At 38.0% G+C, this 17,407-nt stretch carries 13 protein-coding genes; 6 read left to right on the forward strand and 7 right to left on the reverse strand.

All coding sequences use genetic code 11. The features are described 5' to 3' along the window. Nucleotides 1–174: 174 nt before the first annotated feature. On the forward strand, nt 175–3,030 hold the full coding sequence (locus tag KTHG_RS01570; RefSeq protein WP_020189163.1) for an immunoglobulin-like domain-containing protein: 2,856 nt from the start codon (nt 175–177) through the stop codon (nt 3,028–3,030). Between the two features lie 136 nt (nt 3,031–3,166). Here KTHG_RS01570 and KTHG_RS01575 read toward each other — a convergent pair whose 3' ends face one another. Beyond that, complete coding sequence (locus KTHG_RS01575; RefSeq protein ID WP_020189164.1) at nt 3,167–3,415, reverse strand: hypothetical protein; 249 nt, start codon at nt 3,413–3,415, stop codon at nt 3,167–3,169. Nucleotides 3,416–3,587: 172 nt separating this feature from the next. On the opposite strand from KTHG_RS01575, the gene KTHG_RS01580 reads away from it, so the two are divergent. Continuing rightward, nucleotides 3,588–3,800 carry a hypothetical protein gene (locus KTHG_RS01580; RefSeq protein WP_020189165.1) on the forward strand — a complete coding sequence of 71 codons (213 nt, stop codon included), beginning with the start codon at nt 3,588–3,590 and terminating at the stop codon, nt 3,798–3,800. 89 nt (nt 3,801–3,889) lie between these two features. Beyond that, a complete protein-coding gene (locus tag KTHG_RS01585; protein ID WP_083851434.1) occupies nt 3,890–4,129 on the forward strand; it encodes a JAB domain-containing protein in 240 nt (79 codons plus the stop codon). 140 nt (nt 4,130–4,269) lie between these two features. Here KTHG_RS01585 and KTHG_RS01590 read toward each other — a convergent pair whose 3' ends face one another. Further along, on the reverse strand, nt 4,270–5,001 hold the full coding sequence (locus tag KTHG_RS01590) for a WecB/TagA/CpsF family glycosyltransferase (RefSeq protein ID WP_020189166.1): 732 nt from the start codon (nt 4,999–5,001) through the stop codon (nt 4,270–4,272). A gap of 54 nt (nt 5,002–5,055) precedes the next feature. Beyond that, nucleotides 5,056–6,165: a CapA family protein gene (locus KTHG_RS01595; protein WP_020189167.1), complete on the reverse strand. Its 1,110-nt coding sequence runs from the start codon at nt 6,163–6,165 to the stop codon at nt 5,056–5,058. Nucleotides 6,166–6,363: 198 nt separating this feature from the next. Here KTHG_RS01595 and KTHG_RS01600 point away from each other — a divergent pair, with 198 nt between their 5' ends. Beyond that, nucleotides 6,364–8,040 carry a S1C family serine protease gene (locus tag KTHG_RS01600; RefSeq protein WP_044527192.1) on the forward strand — a complete coding sequence of 559 codons (1,677 nt, stop codon included), beginning with the start codon at nt 6,364–6,366 and terminating at the stop codon, nt 8,038–8,040. Nucleotides 8,041–8,167: 127 nt separating this feature from the next. Here KTHG_RS01600 and KTHG_RS01605 read toward each other — a convergent pair whose 3' ends face one another. Both KTHG_RS01605 and KTHG_RS01610 read right to left on the reverse strand, forming a co-directional pair. After that, the gene (locus KTHG_RS01605; RefSeq protein WP_020189168.1) at nt 8,168–8,875 is read right to left on the reverse strand and encodes a C40 family peptidase; all 708 of its coding nucleotides are present in this window, start codon (nt 8,873–8,875) and stop codon (nt 8,168–8,170) included. Nucleotides 8,876–9,168: 293 nt separating this feature from the next. Further along, nucleotides 9,169–10,251 carry a C40 family peptidase gene (locus KTHG_RS01610; RefSeq protein WP_020189169.1) on the reverse strand — a complete coding sequence of 361 codons (1,083 nt, stop codon included), beginning with the start codon at nt 10,249–10,251 and terminating at the stop codon, nt 9,169–9,171. A 661-nt stretch (nt 10,252–10,912) separates the two neighbouring features. Between KTHG_RS01610 and KTHG_RS01615 the strand changes: the two genes are divergently transcribed. Beyond that, nucleotides 10,913–12,241 carry an NAD-dependent malic enzyme gene (locus KTHG_RS01615; RefSeq protein WP_020189170.1) on the forward strand — a complete coding sequence of 443 codons (1,329 nt, stop codon included), beginning with the start codon at nt 10,913–10,915 and terminating at the stop codon, nt 12,239–12,241. Nucleotides 12,242–12,392: 151 nt separating this feature from the next. Here KTHG_RS01615 and KTHG_RS01620 read toward each other — a convergent pair whose 3' ends face one another. Beyond that, a complete protein-coding gene (locus tag KTHG_RS01620) occupies nt 12,393–13,967 on the reverse strand; it encodes an FMN-binding glutamate synthase family protein (protein WP_020189172.1) in 1,575 nt (524 codons plus the stop codon). Nucleotides 13,968–14,199: 232 nt separating this feature from the next. Then, a complete protein-coding gene (gene brnQ, locus KTHG_RS01625; protein WP_020189173.1) occupies nt 14,200–15,525 on the reverse strand; it encodes a branched-chain amino acid transport system II carrier protein in 1,326 nt (441 codons plus the stop codon). A gap of 601 nt (nt 15,526–16,126) precedes the next feature. Here brnQ and KTHG_RS01630 point away from each other — a divergent pair. Continuing rightward, nucleotides 16,127–17,164: a glycosyltransferase family 4 protein gene (locus tag KTHG_RS01630; RefSeq protein ID WP_020189174.1), complete on the forward strand. Its 1,038-nt coding sequence runs from the start codon at nt 16,127–16,129 to the stop codon at nt 17,162–17,164. The last annotated feature ends 243 nt before the right edge of the window (nt 17,165–17,407 follow it).

Raw genomic sequence — 17,407 nt, forward strand, 5'->3', positions numbered from 1 at the left:
TATTAAAAAAATATTAAAAATGTTAAAAATACGATTAGTTTTGTGGTAATATAGTCGATAAGGATTACAGAGAGGGTAATAAGGTGAGATATTGTTTAGTATGATGATATCCCCGTTCCTCGGTGATTCATTACAAAATTATAATATGTAACTCAAAAGGAGATTGAATTTCACATGGCAAATGCAAAATTCGTTAAAACAGCAGCAGCAGTAGCACTAGGTGCTTCAGTAGTAACAACAGCGGTAGCTCCAGGTGCAGCTTCAGCAGCGACTAAATACAAAGTAAACTCAAAAGGTAACTTAGTATTAAAATCAACAGGTTCATTAGTAAAGGGTTGGGTAGAGTTTGGCGGTAAACTTTACAAAAACGGCAAACCAGCTCCTGCTAAAAAATATAAAATCATGGGCACTGGCGCTTCAATGAAACTTTACTTCGGCCCAACACTTAAAAAAGGCTACAAAACGGCGAACAGCAAATCATTATTATTCAAAGACGGTAAATTATTAAAAGGTAACAAACAAACGGCAGATCGTACTCGTTACTATGAAAACGGTAAATTAGCAACTGGTTGGGATGTTGTAGCGGCAGATGAAACAAAATACATCTACAAATCAGGTAAATTATTCAAAGAACCAAAAACAGCTACACGTGATGGCGTTCTTAACTACTTCGAAAACGGTAAATTAGCAGAAGGTACTAAAGCATTCCAAGATACTTTATTCACTGACGGTACTGTTGATGAAAAAGATCAAGTATTTGAAGACGTATTATACGTTGGCGGTAAAAAAGCTGAAGGTACTGTAACATTTGAAGACGTAGTATACATTGATGGTGTTAAAGACACTGAAAAACCAGAAATCACTGCAGAAGATAAAACTGTAGAATACGGTTCAGAAGCTGTAGACGTTGCAACTTTAGCAACTGTTAAAGATAACTCTGGCGAAGAAATCAAAGCAGAAGCTAAAATTTCATTCGACGGCAAAGCAGTAGAAAAAATCGATACTAAAACTCCTGGTATTTACACTGTAACTTTCACAGCTAAAGATAAAAACGGTAACGAAGCTGAAGCGAAAGAAGTTAAAGTAACAGTAGCAGAAGCTGCTAAAGCTGAAGTTGAGTCTGTAACTGCGATTAACGCTACTCAAGTTGAAGTTAAATTCAGCAAAGCTGTAGATAAAGATTCAGTAATTAATGCTACAGACAAAAAAGTTAAAAATGTTGCATTCAAATCATTAGATAGTAAAGTTATCACTTCTTCAGATGCGACAGGTGAATTATCAAAAGATGGTAAAAAGCTTACAATTACAGCTAAAGCAAATGAAACATTTGAAGGTCGTTACGATGTAACTATCGACAAAGTTAAAGATGTTGATGGTAAAGATTTACCAAAATACGAAGCTAAAAACTTAGACTTCGGTAAAGATACAACAGCTCCTGCATTAGTAGGTACTGAAAAAGTAAACTCAACTAAAGTAAAAGTAAACTTCTCTGAACCATTATCTTCTGAAGGTAAATGGACTTTTACAGATGCAAACGGTAAAGCTGTAGAAGCAACTAAAACTTTATCTTCAGATGGACTATCAGTTGAAGTAAATATTACTGATGCAAACTTAAAAGCTGGTTCAGAAGTAACTGCAACAATTTTAGGTGCTAAAGATAAAGCTGACAACGTAATTAATCCAAACCCTTCTACTGTTAAATTTGTAAAAGGTGACAAAGATGGTGTTGCTCCAGTTGTATCTTCTGTAACTGCAAAAGGTTTAGATACATTTGAAGTAAAACTTAGTGAAGCAGTACAATCACTAGCTGTTGATAACATCTTTATTGATGGAGTTACATTAGCAGGAACAGTTACTCCAGATGCTGAAGATAATACAAAATATACAATTAAAGTAACGACAGCATTAACTCCTGGTTTACACAAAGTAGAAGTAAAATCTGCTGCAGGTACAGAAGTAGCTGACTTATCTGGTGAACCATTAACTGCATTCACTCAATTAGTTGATTTTAAAGCAGATACTGTTAAACCTGCATTCGTTTCTTCATCAGTAGTAGTAAATGCTGATACTAAAAAAGAACAATTAGTATTAAACTTCGATAAAGAAGTAACAGATACTAATTTAACTAATGTAGTAGCAACAAAATTGGATAAAGACCTTGTGACAACAAAAGGTGAATTAACAGCTGGAACATTAGCTGTAAATCCTAAAAATAAAAAACAATTAGTAGTAGATTTAGATACTGTTAAATTCACTCCTAATTCTGGTACTGAAGAAGCATTAACAAAAGATGCAACTTACACATTAAACTTTGCTGATGGTGCAGTTAATGATACAAACACTGTTGCTAACACTTCAAAAGCATTTGAAGTTAAATTCAAACGTGGTGAAGATGGAACAGCTGTATCTACTGATAAACCTGTAGTAACAGGAGTAACTGCTACAGATAGCAATACTGTTACTGTAACATTCGATAAAGCTGTTGATGGTGTAAGTGCAACTAATGTAGCTAACTACTCAATTCCTGGCTTAACAATTGATAAAGCAGTATTGAATCCAGTTTCTAGTTCTACTCAAACAGTAACTCTAACATTGAAAAAAGGTACAAACACTTTAGATGGTGACCGTGTTCTTACAATTTCAAATGTTAAAGCTAAAAATGGTGAAGTAATGGATACAGTTTCAAAAACTGTAGTAAATATGCCTGAAAACGTTGCTCCAACAGTTACAAAAGCACAATTCACTAATACTACTGATGGTAATGTATCAGAAATCACTGTGACATTCTCAGAAGCAGTAACTGTAGAAGCTGCTGCTTTCGAAGTTTATGTTGGGGATGCTACAACTCCAGTGACAACAACAACAGAAGCAGTAACAACAGCCGCTAAAGAAGCAAAAATTGCAATTACAAACGGTTTAACAACAGCTGACCTTGCAAAAGGCATCACTGTTAAACTAGCTTCTGGTAAAGTTATTAAAGATGGTAACAACAATGCATTAGACTTTACATCTATCAAAGCTGCACAATAATTTATTAGCATTAATCCAACCCTTACCTTATTGGACAAACGGATTCAAAGACTCCTATCTTCTTCGGAAGATGGGAGTTTTTTTGTATTTCAATCATATACTTTAATGAGATTTTTAGAATTCGAACAGCTGCTCTCTACGCTTGTATTTGCCATTTAAACAGTGATTTTTCATTAGTCTGTTCTTTCATCGTTTCGTTTCTTACATCCTGCATTTTAGGGGAATCTGCTGCTTGTGTGTGTTCCTTCTTTCCTTTCTGCCATTTAAGAACCGTATCTACTTCCTTTTTTAAATAGATATTATTTCTTTGATGTTTCAGCTCTTCTTTTTGAACAAGCTGTACATCTAAATTGATGAGTCCATTTGGTTGTTTATTTATTCTCATATTGTACGAAACACCTACTTTTAAACGAGTAGGTGTTTTTCTATGGAAGAAATGGCTGTAAACGCGGTATTAGGCAATTATTTAAGGATATTTAAAAAAGCCTCTACTTTATACCTTCCTTCCAAATGATAAAGGATTAACCACCAATCTGCTCGTTCTAGGGGATTATAAAATGGTTCGACCAATTATTTATGCATTTATTTTAAAACGTATTCATCAAAGCTTTTACATGTCCACACCTATTGTAGAAGTAACGGTAAATATATTACCTGTTCATTATCCAGATGTAGCACGCTATAAGTATCTTTTATCATCTATCGCTACATTAGCGAATTGTACACATGCTTATCATTGTCAGTTAAAAAATGAAAGTGGTGAAGTGTAGACGATTCATTTTATATTGGAGGAGGTCGTGTGAGTGAATAAAAGAAGACAATTACATTGGTGGATGTCGTGCTAGAACGCAAAGGTTCAATGTTGTTTGAAGGAAGTAAGGTGAAGATTCCAAATGATGCGGCTAATATCATTAGAGATTTCATAGAGGATTCAGATCGTGAGAAATTTGTCGTGCTTTGTCTGAATGTAAAGAATGAATGCACAGCCATGCAAGTAGTATACACAGGCTCGTTAAACGGTGTGTTTAAGGTAGCATTATTTTCATGCAAGTGTCGTTGTGGCGTACAAACATCTATCAGGACCCCCCAGAACGAGTGAAAAAGCGATTAGTTAAAATAGGAGAAATAAATATAAAATACAGATTTTAACTTTATTTCTTATAAGAAAAATTAACTCCATTATTTACTAATAGAATAAAAAAACTGAGCTTGGCTAAGACCAAGCTCAATTTTTCGTCATTATAAATGCTTTTTCGCTTTATTCACTGCAAGTAAAAACTGCGGGATTTTCAGCATACGCTTTGCGCGTGTGGGCTGTGTAATTAAGCGGTGGAACCATTCAAGGTTTAGCTTGATAAAGATGTCTGGGGCGCGGTCGACAGTGCCTGATAGCACGTCAAAGCTGCCTCCAACACCCATCATAACGGTATGCGGAAATTTCTTTTTATGAAGGGCAATCCATTCCTCTTGTTTTGGGGCGCCGGTTGCGACAAAGATAAAATCGGGCTCTGATACCGCAGCTTTTGCGGCAACTTCATCACCGTCTCCATCATTGCCATAGCCGTCGCATACACCGACAACGTCGATTTGTGGATACAGTTCTTTTGCTTTCGTTGCGGCTTCCTGTGCTACGCCTGGTTTTGCACCATAAAAGAAGAAGCGATTATGGCCAGGTGCAGCTGTGTTCATAAATTCATGTACAAGCTCATAACCAGGAATGCGTTCAGCGATTGGTGTGCCGAGCATTTTTGCGCCGATTACAACACCAATACCATCCGCCACCACATAGCTTGATGCCTTTAGTAAACGTTCGTAGTTATGGTTTTCTTTCGCTAGCATAATAATTTCTGGATTTGCGGTTACGATTGTAATCGCATGCTCCGTATGAAGAAGTTCATTCAGCACATGCGGCACAAACTCACTTTTCGTCGTTTGCGCCACGGGGATGCCGAGAATTGGTACAGTGTTCATTACATAACCTCACTTATCTCATGTTTCTTCTATTATACATGAGAAATGTGTCAGTTATTTTACGATTACTTTATCGCCCATTATCTCTTGTACCCAGTGAAGATTTGTATAAGGTGCTGGTGTTTTGCCCTCTACTTTCGCAAGAGGGAATACTTTATACATGCCACCATCTTGAAGTACAGCGGATGCTTTAAAGATTGGCTTATCAACCGTTACATCATCGCCTTGCTTCGTAATACGGAAGCTCGCAGCACCGCCGACCATTGTCTCTACGCCACTTGTAATCGTTGCGTAGAAGTTACCAATTGAATAAAAGACGCTTGTTTTATGACCGTCTTTACCGACAATTTCATCATAAGGTTGGATAACATGTGGGTGTCCACCGAAAATAATATCCCCACCGGCTTTATTGATCACCTTCGCTAAACGGCGTTGCTCGTCATTTTCCTGTGTCACATATTCACTACCCCAGTGCATATTGACAACGACGACATCTGATAATTTTTTGATGTCACGAATTTCGCGTTTGATCTTCGCCTCATCAATATAATTTACTAAGTATTCTTTGTCCTGTGGCACATTGTAGCCAGGATTTGTGCCGTATGTGTAGCCAAGTACACCGACTTTAATGCCGTCGATATCAACGACGCGTGGCTTGTTGGCATCCTTTTCAGATTGGTAAGCACCGACATAAGGAAGGTCGTATTTTTCGATATTTTTAAACTGTGTACGCATACCAGGTTCGCCATAATCCATGACATGGTTGTTGGCAAGATTGACCATATCTGTACCGGCTTCTTTAATATCGCGTAAAATAAATTCGGGACTTGAGAACTTAGGATAGCCAGATAGCGCGAAATCATTGCCAATTGCGAGTGATTCTTGGTTTGCAATTAAATAGTCATAGTTTTGTAATGTTTTTTCCATAGGTTGTAGTGCCGGGCTGTAATCTTTGTAGTATAGAATTTGAGTATGCAGTAATACATCTCCGATCATTGCTAAGCGGACCGTTGTTTTCTTTTCTTCCTTTGGCTCTGTTTTTTTGTCCTCAGCAGGAGCAGTTACTTTCTTTTCTTCCGTTGCAGTTTTTGCAGATTCATCTGCCCCGTTTGAACATGCGGCAAGAAGGGAAGAAGCCAATAGAATCGATAAAAATTTTTTCAAAAAATCTCAACCTTTCGTCAAATATTGTTAATAAAATATGCTATGATAGTACGTGTAAATTTCCAGTAAATAAAAGATTTTTTCCGCATAATTTAGGAAATTTTACTCATTAACTATTATTCATGAAACTTGCGCATTAATCAATGCGTCATTAGAACTTAGTATGAATTTTAGAAGTAAATAGGGAGCGTGGATGTCGTGACAAATAATAAACGGTATAAACCCAAAAAAGCATCCATTAAGCGAATTGTCATTTCTCTTATTTTGATTTTTGCAGTATTCGTCGGCATTTATGCATTAGTTACAAACGATAAAACAGCCAACGATGATAATCAAAGTATTCACGATGTACAAAAAGCGGAAAAGGATAACACAAGTGACAAAGATAAAACAAAAGACGAAAACAAGGACCAGACAGAGCAATCAACATCTGGGACAGTATCTGCTGATGACATTACGGATAAAGGGAATAGTGAAGAGGGCGCTAGCAGTACAGTAACGACTGATAGTGATGAAATCGGACCTACGACAACCGAATCTTCTCCGGAGACAACAAATGAAGCGGAAACAAATGTTGTTATGCCGAAAGAAGATAAAGAAACAATTGTAGCAAACGCAATCACAAAAACGTATACAATTTATGCGACAGGGGAGCAAGGCTCTGGATTCTTAATTAATACGAAAGGTGATATCGTCACAAATGCGCATGTTACAGAATTAACAGGTACCGGCAACACAGCGGATGTCGTTGTAGAAAATTCACAAGGACAAGAATTTAATGGTCGTGTAATCGGTATTGATGACACAACGGATGTTTCGGTAATTCGTGTACCAGATTTAGCGGGTAAAAACCCAATGGTTATCGATACAGCACAAGCGGTTGTAGGAACTGAAGTTGTTGCAATTGGTAGTCCCAATATGCATAGCAACACAACAACAACAGGTAAAATTACAAGTGTAGGCGCCAACTTTACAGATGGCTACGCTTATCGCAATTTGTATGAAATCACAGCTAAATTAGAAGCGGGTTCAAGTGGTGGCCCATTAATTAATAAAGCAACAGGGAATGTAATTGGCATCAACTCTATCATTTTAACAGACCATCCAGAAATTGGCTATTCAATTCCGATGGCGAATGTGATGGATTTAGTGAATAAATGGACAGCATATAGCGATGAAATCGTCTTTGGTCAACATGATCCTGAAGATGAAGTCACACCAGAAGGCTCGATTGCATTAGATGAAGAAAATGGCTTTAGCGTACTTGAAAGCTATGTCGATTCACTGTACTTGTACATTAATCAAGAGATTGCTTATCCAGGACAACGCACCTATTTAAGCATCATGCAAATCGATAGCGCTGGCGACCAAAAAGCCATCGATACGTTTGGTGAATATTCAACAGAGGATAAATCAAACCAAAAATTAACGTATAAAATGATTGGTAAACCGAAATCAGATGGCGACAAAGTATATGTAACCGTCGAATCTGTCCTCAACTATACAAAAGACGGTAAAAAACAAACCTTAACACAAAATATTACGTACGAATGGGTATTTGAATATGACCAGTACTACGTATCAGATATTATCGTTAATAGCTCTACAGATACAGCGGATGAAGTCATTGAGCCGAGCGGTGAATCAACAGAGGATCCAAATACGGCTGAACCAGAAGAGGACCAACCGCAAACACCTTCAACAGATGAACCAACTGAAGAAGAAGAGCCGATTACACCAAGTGGCGTAGAGGATGAATCAACAGACACTGAAGAAGGCGATTCTGAAGCTTCTAATGGTGAGCAAGATACAGAACAACAACCAGCAACAGATGATGCAGAAACAGACGCAGAAACATCTGATACGGCACAATAACAACGAAGGGGCTCATTGTAGCCTCTTTTTTGTATAAGAAAAGCGCTTGTCCTTCAAAAAATTGAGGGATAAGCGCTTTTCTCTTATATACATTGTTAGTGTTTTTTTAGAAATTTATAGATGAAAATTAACGGAAAGTACCGAAGCCTACGATACGTTTATTCCAGTAACCATCGTAAAGGTTAGAGTATTTCACTTGTTTGCCAGCTGCGTGTAATAGACGGTTGTTACCAGCGTAGATTGCTACGTGTGTAATTGAACGGCCATTACCTGAGAAGAATACTAAATCGCCAGGTTGTGCAGCGTCTTTAGAAATCTTTTTAGAAGCTGAATACTGAGCACCAGAAGTACGAGGTAAAGATTTACCTAAAGTGTTTTTGTAAACGTAGCCAGTGAAACCTGAGCAGTCAAAGCCGCCTGGTCGTGTACCGCCCCATACGTATGGCGTGCCTAAGAAGCGTTCGCCGTATGAGATAACGTTAGATGTATCAGCAGATACTTTTTTCGTTTCTGTTAAGTAAGAAGCATTCATCCAGCCACTTTTACCATTTGCCGTACCGTACACCCAAGTCGTGTTGCCGATTACTTTTTTGGCTGTAAGGCGAACTTTTTTACCGTTTTTTAATGTTTGAACTTTTGCTGATTTTACGTTTGCTGCTTTACGTACGTTCAGTGAACCGTCATAAGAATAAACGAATTTTGTAGCAGAATAGGCTTCTTGTTGTTCAGAAGCGTGTGCCTCGATTGGTTCATTTACTGGATTTACTGATGTGAATGCTAGTGATAAAGCAAGTGCGCTTGCAGTGAATGCTGTCGTTAGTCCTTTAAAATTCATGTAATAATTCCTCCAAATAGTTAACAATGTTTTTTTATGTATATAATGCGTTGCGTTTACGTTCTGTAATTAAAATTCCTGACACTAACTTTATAGAATTTGAGAATCACTCGCAACCGCATTTTAGTTACAGTTGTATTACAATTATGTAACAAAGGTTAGCTTATTGAAAAAATAACATTAAAATAGTATTTATTTTTTATTACAAATGAATAACAGCATAAATATATCATTTCGTTTTTTGTAAAAAGAAAGGGATAAATGACAGAAAACATCATTTATCCCGATTTTTTTTATAAACGGCCGTAACGAACGAATGAATCCTGCCAATATTTCAGGTCCGAAATACCGATCCCCTTGCTTAAAGCAGAAATAAATTTACCATTTCCTAAATAAATTCCGACGTGACTAATGCGACCTTGCATACCGGAGTAGGTTCCTTGAAAGAACACAAGATCGCCTATTTTAGGAGAAGATACAGAAGATGCCATACTCGCATAACCAGCTGCTGTTTTACGTCCACCTAAATTCAGACCAGCTTCTTTATAGACATAATAGATATAACCCGAGCAGTCAAATCCATTCGGTGTAGAACCACCAAAAACATATGGCACGCCTGTATATTTTTTAGCAATATTTAAAATGCGTTGTGTAGAATACGAAACTTTTTCAACGGATTGGTTTGTTGTCGTTGTTTTTCCGGGTGTTTTTGAAGCAGTTGTCGTTGTTGTTGAGCCTTTAACTTTTAACTTTTGCCCAACGAAAATTAAATCTGATTTTAAATTATTTAACTCCTTTAATGAAGAAACAGACATATTATACTTTGATGCGATGACACCGAGTGAGTCACCGCTTGCGACACTATACGTTTTTGTTTTAGTAGAAGAAACAGGTTTTTTAGAAGCTGGTTTCTTCTTAGGTGTTGTAGGTTTTTTTGAAGTTGTTGTTTTTTTATCTTGTGTGACATCTTTACCTGTTACTTTTAATTTTTGGCTAACGTATATAAAGTCAGAGGACAGCTTGTTTAGCTTTTTCAACTTCGCAACGCTCATATTATATTTCACTGCAATAAGACCAAGCGAATCGCCGCTTTTTACGGTATAAGTTGACGTGGTTGTCGTTTTTTTAGTCGTCGTCATTTTACTAGCGGCTTTTTTAGTTGCAGGTACTTTTAATTTTTGGCTTACATAGATGCGATCGCTCGTTAAATTATTAAGCTTCTGTAGTTTTGTGGTAGATGTGTCATGCTTTAGTGCAATAAGACCAAGCGAATCTCCTTGCTGTACCGTATAAGTTGTTGTTGCTGCTTGGGCAGTTTGTCCGAACGTCATCGTTGCGGCACCAATTGCGAAAGCTGAATATAAGCCTCTTTTCATAGGGACTGTCCTCCTTAGTAAATGGAAATTAATGGTTTTAAATATATCGTATTGCTTAATTAAATTTATTCTAGTGAAAAAAACATTTTTCGACAAGAGGTTTAAGTTAAAAGAGGAGGAATGAACGTACTTTGATTTTAGTCCTATAATTAACGAGGGCATTAACAGTCTTTTTACCTATATTATAACTAGGTAAAAAAGAACAAAATACTGATATATTTATTTATACATTGTTTATTTTTTGAATTAGGTATAAAAGCTCTGTTTTTAAATTTAAATGACTATATTTTTGTCATTTTTTAATATAAATAAACGTTTAACCTTAAAAAATGCCTAAAAAAATAAAAGAATCTTGAAGTGTGATTCAAAAAATAAATGATTTAATATACCTTATTTTAATAATGATTAAGCTGCCATTTTAAGTTAACATTAGCTATATAGTAAATACGACATACATTTGTAACAATGCGTATTTTTCTATAGTAATTTTTTGATATAACGTTTATACATGCTAAAAATTAAATATGTCAGAAAATATAGATTATTATGAATAATAATGGCTAAATGATGCAAAAGCCGTTTACTTTTAAGTGCAGTAGTAATAGAATGAAAAACTAAGCTGAGAATGCTTATGGAAGTTGAATTTTTGGAGGGACAACATATGGTGGGACAGAATATTATGCGTAATCTAATCGTTCATACACCGTCAAAGCCGGGGAATCTCGGGAAAGTGACAACGGTAATTGGGGCGCATGGTGGCGATATTGGTGATATTAAAACATTAAAGGTAGGGACGCTGACGACGATTCGTGACATTACGTGTACGGTCGAGGATGCGACGGTACTTGATACGATTGTCAAAAGCATTAATGCGCTTGGCAATGGCATCGAAGTACGTGCCATTTCAGATGATGTATTAAAAGCGCATGAAGGCGGTAAAATTCATATGACAAGCCGCATGGATTTACATTCGATTGAAGATTTACGCCGCGTTTATACACCGGGGGTAGCGAGTGTATGTGAGGAAATCCAGCGTTCACCTGAGAAGGCATCTTATTATACAAGTATTGGGAATACGGTAGCTATCGTGACAGATGGTACGGCGATTTTAGGCTTAGGAAATATCGGGCCGGTTGCCGGGATGCCTGTAATGGAAGGGAAGGCTGTGTTATTTGATCAGCTTGCTGGTATTAGCGGCGTACCGATTTTATTAGATACGAGTGACCCAGATGAAGTCGTTGAAACGGTGAAGCATATTTCACAGGGCTACGGCGGTATTTTATTAGAAGATATTGGCTCACCACACTGCTTTGAAATTGAGGAGCGCTTAAAAGAAGATTTATCGATTCCAGTGATGCATGATGACCAGCATGGGACAGCGGTTGTGACACTTGCGGCGACGCTATCTGCTTGTCGCTATGCGGGCGTTGATATTAAGGATGCGGTTGTCGGTCAAATTGGCTTAGGTGCAGCGGGACTAGCGATTTGTCGAATGCTGATGGCCTATGGGGTGAGTGAAGTATACGGTACAGATCCACAGGAGAGTGCGGTCATGCGTCTTCGCCAATATGGTGGAAATGTGCTAAATTCTATAGAAGAAGTAATGGCGCATTGTGATATCGTCATTGCTACGACAGGTGTGAAGGGCTTAATTGACCCATCACTTGTACGCGAGGGACAAATCATTTTAGCGCTATCAAATCCTTATCCTGAAATTTCTCCAGAGGATGCGATTGCGGCAGGGGCAGCCTATGCGGCAGATGGTCGTTTAGTGAATAATATTTTAGGGTTCCCAGGTATTTTTAGAGGGGCACTAAATGCGAATGCAAAGGATATTACGTATCCGATGCTCGTTGCGGCAGCGGAGGCGCTAGTGGAGTGTACACGTCATGGGGATCTTGTACCACCACCACTTGATCATAACGTGCATAAAATCGTTGCTAAGGCGGTAGAGCGCATTGCATTAAAAGAAATGGTACATGAAGGATAACATAAAAAAAGGCTTTGATAGACGTGTAAAAACAACCGCTCTTATGAATATAAGAAAAACCGGAATCGCGCTGTGGCGCGGTTCCGGTTTTTTGTTGCGAACGCTAAAAAAGGAACAGGACATATTTTGTCTTCGTCTCTTTTAGTAGGCATTATTTTGCTTTTAAGTTTTCAACAGAATATACGCGACCTTCGCCATCTTTAAAGACGATATGGTCATCTGTAAATTTCGTTGGCGAGTCAATACCAGCAGCCGCAGCTACACGGAATAACCCTTCACGTAAGTTGATAATATAGTTTGTAACACGGAATTTTTTCTCTTCGATGACAAGACCATTTTGAAGTTTTGGATCTGTCGTTGCGACACCTGCAGGACATTCATTTGAACTACATTTTTGTGCCATAATACAGCCTACAGAAATCATAAAGCCACGTGCGATATTAATTAAGTCAGCACCAAGCGCAAGCACAACGGCTGCTTTATCGGCCGTAATTAATTTACCAGAGGCGATGATTTTCACACGGTCACGCACACCGTATTTATTGAGTGCATCATTTAATAAAACGATTGCTGAGTGAAGTGGTAGACCAACAGAGTCTGCAAGGTCTTGGAAGGTCGCACCTGTACCACCTTCACCACCATCGATTGTAATAAAGTCTGGACCCTTACCAGTTTCTTTCATATAGCGTGCTAAATCGTCTGCATCCTCAGGAGCCCCTAAAACGATTTTGATGCCGACTGGTAGGCCAGCTTCAGCGCGCATTTTTTCAATGAAGTTAAATAAAGATTCAAGGTCATGGAACTGGTGGAAGCGGTTTGGTGAGTTGATCGTTTTACCAACTTCTACACCACGGATTTCAGCGATTTCAGGTGTTACTTTATCACCTTCAACGTGACCACCACGTGTTTTCGCACCTTGTGCTAGTTTTAATTCAAATGCTTTTACTTGTGGGATTGCTGCTTTTTCTTTTAATTTTTCAAAGCTAAATTCGCCCTGTGCATCACGATAGCCGAACAAGCCAGAACCGATTTGTGCGATTAAGTCTGTGCCACCTGCTAAATGGTGAGGAGACACGCCACCTTCACCTGTGTTCATCCAAGAGCCTTCTGCCATACGAATCCCTTTAGATAGGGCTGTAATCGCGTTTTTACCAAGCGCACCATAACTCATGGCAGATTGACCGACCATTGAGCGTACGCGGAATGGCTCGCGGCAATTAGGGCCTAATACGACTGCATCTTCTTCAGGTAATAGCCATGGTTTTACTTTGACTGTTTCTGCATGTTCTTTACGACCAAATAATGTATCTTGGTCCATAATGTATTTTTGAGATTCAATAACTTTACTATTGTCTACGCGCATTTCATCGACTTGCTTTGTAAACATCGCATTGCGAATGTAGAAGCCCTTGTCTTCGAAATCGCGTTTTGAGCCGAATGAAATAACGCTGCCTAAATACTTACCTGGTAATACGATGTGAAGGAAATCTTCACGAGAAAATGGCTTCCCTTTATTATCATCGTCGAATAAGTACTGACGAAGCTCGGGGCCAATTTTTTCAGTTAAATAACGAATGCGTCCTAAAACGGGGAAGTTACGTAAGATTGCATGTTGGTTTTGTTTGCGGTCAGTAAGGAAGAAGATTCCAAGTAAAATGACCGGCACTAAGATGACCAATGCGATAATAACAAGCAGTACGATTGCTAAAATCGATGTCCAACTCATATATGTCACGTCCTTTAATTTATTGTCGAAAATGTGAATTCATATCATAACGGAATCAAATATATCACAATAAGAGATTAATTCAAGCATTTTAGAATAGACAGAATGTTCGGACTGAGCTTCTTTTGAAAGCGTTTGCAAGAGAATCTAATTAAAGCTGTAATTTTCTAAGCTATTTTGACTTTTTGCTCAATAAAAAAAGACGAGGAATTTTCCTCGTCTTAAAAAAGTTTTAAGCGTGTTTTTTTTCGTTTACGAATAGTGAAATGACATAGCCGATAATTGCGCCGATGATACCTGGGATTAACCAGCCAAGACCCATTTCAAATAATGGCATAACACTAACGATATTTTCATACCATGCTGGAGCAATGCCTGCAGCAGCTAAGCCATCGTATAATGACCAGATTGCTGTAAATAGCATACCGAATAAGTAAACGTACTTGCTATCACCGAACCATTTAGATGCTAATGTTAGAAGCATTAGGATGATTGCTGGTGGATAGATGAAGAATAATACTGGTAATGAGAACGTAATTAATTGAGCTAAACCGATGTTTGCGATAAATGTAGTGAAGATCGCGAAAATCCAAACCCATTTTTTATAAGATAGTGCAGGAATGATTTTGTTGAAATACTCAGAAGCCGCTGTTAATAAACCGATTGATGTTGTTAAACATGCTAGAACGATTACTGCTGTTAATAGGATATTCCCGAATTGACCGTATAATGCATTTGCAGAGTTTGTAATGATGTCTGAGCCTTGCTCAAATGCACCGATTGTTTGGAAACTTGAAGAACCGATGTAGCCAAGTGATAAGTACACAAGTGCTAAGCCAATTGCTGCGACGAACGCTGCAAATACCGTTGTTTTGATGACTGTTGCTTTTTCGGTTACGTTTTTACCTTTTAATGCTTGGATAATCACGATACCGAAAATTAATGCGGCAAGAAAGTCCATTGTTAAGTAACCTTGTTTGAAGCCTTCACCGAATGCATTGTCGATATAAGAACCTGTCGCTGTGCCAGGACCATCCATTGGTGTCACGATTGCTTTGATTGCAAGCGCTGCAATGACTAATAGAAGAATTGGCGTTAAAATTTTACCAACGCGGTCGATTAGCTTGCTTGGGTTCAGTGCAAAGAATGTAGTTAATAAGAAGAAAATTACCGTAAAGATAGCAAGTGGCCAAGAAGCGGCTGCTGCTGTCTCTGAAAGGAATGGCTTCACACCTAATTCGTACGATACCGTACCTGTACGAGGTAGGGCGAATAGCGGCCCGATTGTTAAGTAAACAACGGCTGTGAAAAAAATACCGAATGCCGGGCTAATTTTACCCGCCATATCTTCAAGTTCGCCGCCTGATTTTGCGACGGTAATAACGCCTAGTAATGGAAGCCCTACACCTGTAATTAAAAAGGCAAAGATTGCTACCCAGAAATGTTCACCTGCTTGTTGGCCAAGTTGTGGTGGGAAAATAATATTACCGGCACCAAGGAACAAGGCGAACAACATGAACCCTACGGAGATTTTTTCTCCAAATGAAAGTTTTGTCATATGTACAACTCCTCTTGTGATGCAATCTTCGAAATGTTCTGATAAATAAGTCCGAAAATCAGGAAGATTGAAAAACTTAAAAAATTTGTTTTGTCTGAAAATTTAGATTAAATTGTAAATAAAATCACTTCAATATACTAACATGAATAAATGAATAATGAAACGTTAAATTGTGTGATAAATCGAAAAAAGGTGTTAATGACTAAGTTTTATTTCTTTATATAGCATATTTAGACATAATTGAGTAAGGCGATTTTACTGTCTTGTGATTTTTACTATCTCAAAAGCCACCTATATATTGCATTTTTAATTTTAAATTGTTGAAAAGGGGCTTTCCATAAGTCATTCGTTCCAAAAAAAATGGGTGATTCGTACAAGCTGTAAAAAAAATAAGGACTATTGATAAGTAGACGGAAAATAACCTGTAGACAGCAACCAAAAGACGTCAAAAACGTTCTCACCTATGTTGACAACATTTTGAGAAGTGTTCTACGGACGTGAATCGTGCTATAATACAAGATGATTTATGAAAAAATTTGCATAACCTACTATTTAACATAGATAACAATATAAATTTATATAGAAGGAAAGGAGATAAGGCATGTTTTACCTGTCATTGGCGGCGGCTTTCATCGCATCCATCATTTTCACACCTCTTGTGAAAAAACTGGCCTTCCGAATAGGTGCAGTTGACAAGCCTAATCATCGAAAAGTGCATGCGAAAATAATGCCGCGTATAGGTGGTTTAGCTATCTTCTTAGCCTTCCTCGTAGCTGTACTTATTTTAAAACCGACAAATCCAGCGATGATTCCCATTTTAATCGGTGCGTTTATCATTATTATTACGGGTGTTGTCGATGATATGCTGGAGCTATCTGCAAAGGCGAAATTTTTAGGACAAACAGTAGCGGCAGCAATCGTTATTTACTTTGGCGGCATTCAGATTGATTTTATTAACTTACCATTCGGCGGTATTTTAGACTTTGGTTACCTGAGTGTGCCACTGACATTGATTTGGATCGTCGGCATTACAAACGCTATTAATTTAATTGATGGCTTAGACGGTTTAGCAGCAGGGGTATCAACGATTGCACTTGTGACACTAGCAGCAATGGCCTTTGTTATGGGCAATACGTTCGTACTCGTTATGGCACTTGTACTGGCGGTAAGCTGTATTGGCTTTTTATTTTACAATTTCAATCCTGCAAAGATTTTCATGGGGGATACAGGCGCATTGTTCCTTGGCTTCATGATTTCGGTGCTCGCATTACTGGGCTTTAAAAACGTGACATTTGTGTCGCTTGTTATTCCCATTGTGATGCTAGGAGTACCGATTTCGGATACGTTTTTCGCTATCGTACGTCGCTTACTTAATAAGCAGCCACCCTTCCAACCAGACAAATCGCATTTGCATCACCGTTTACTAAGTATCGGCTTTACGCATCGTCAAACCGTTATTATTATTTATGGGATTGCGGCGATGTTTGGTTTAGCAGCAGTCATCTTCTCGATGGCAAAGCTGTGGGGCGCTATTTTACTTATCCTCGTGCTACTCATTGCACTGGAGATTTTTGTTGAGGTCATTGGCTTAGCTGGCAATCGCTACAAGCCATTATTAAAACTTGTAAGAAAAAAGTAGATAAGAAGGATGACGAAGAATAAATTCTTCATCCTTCTTTTTTTCGTTCATTTGAAATCGCCCATAACCTCAAGGAGTGTCTTTTGGCTACAACATATTTTAAAATATGTGCCAAAGCAGGCGTATTTATATAGGATAAAATCATTGTTTATCACGCATCTTGCATAAAGCTGTCAACGAAAATTTTTATTTACGATTTTTTAGCAGATTCCTAGCATGATTGAGAAAGAAAGGGGGCCTGTT

It is taken from the genome of Kurthia sp. Dielmo (assembly GCF_000307285.2).
GTDB lineage: Bacteria > Bacillota > Bacilli > Bacillales_A > Planococcaceae > Kurthia > Kurthia populi.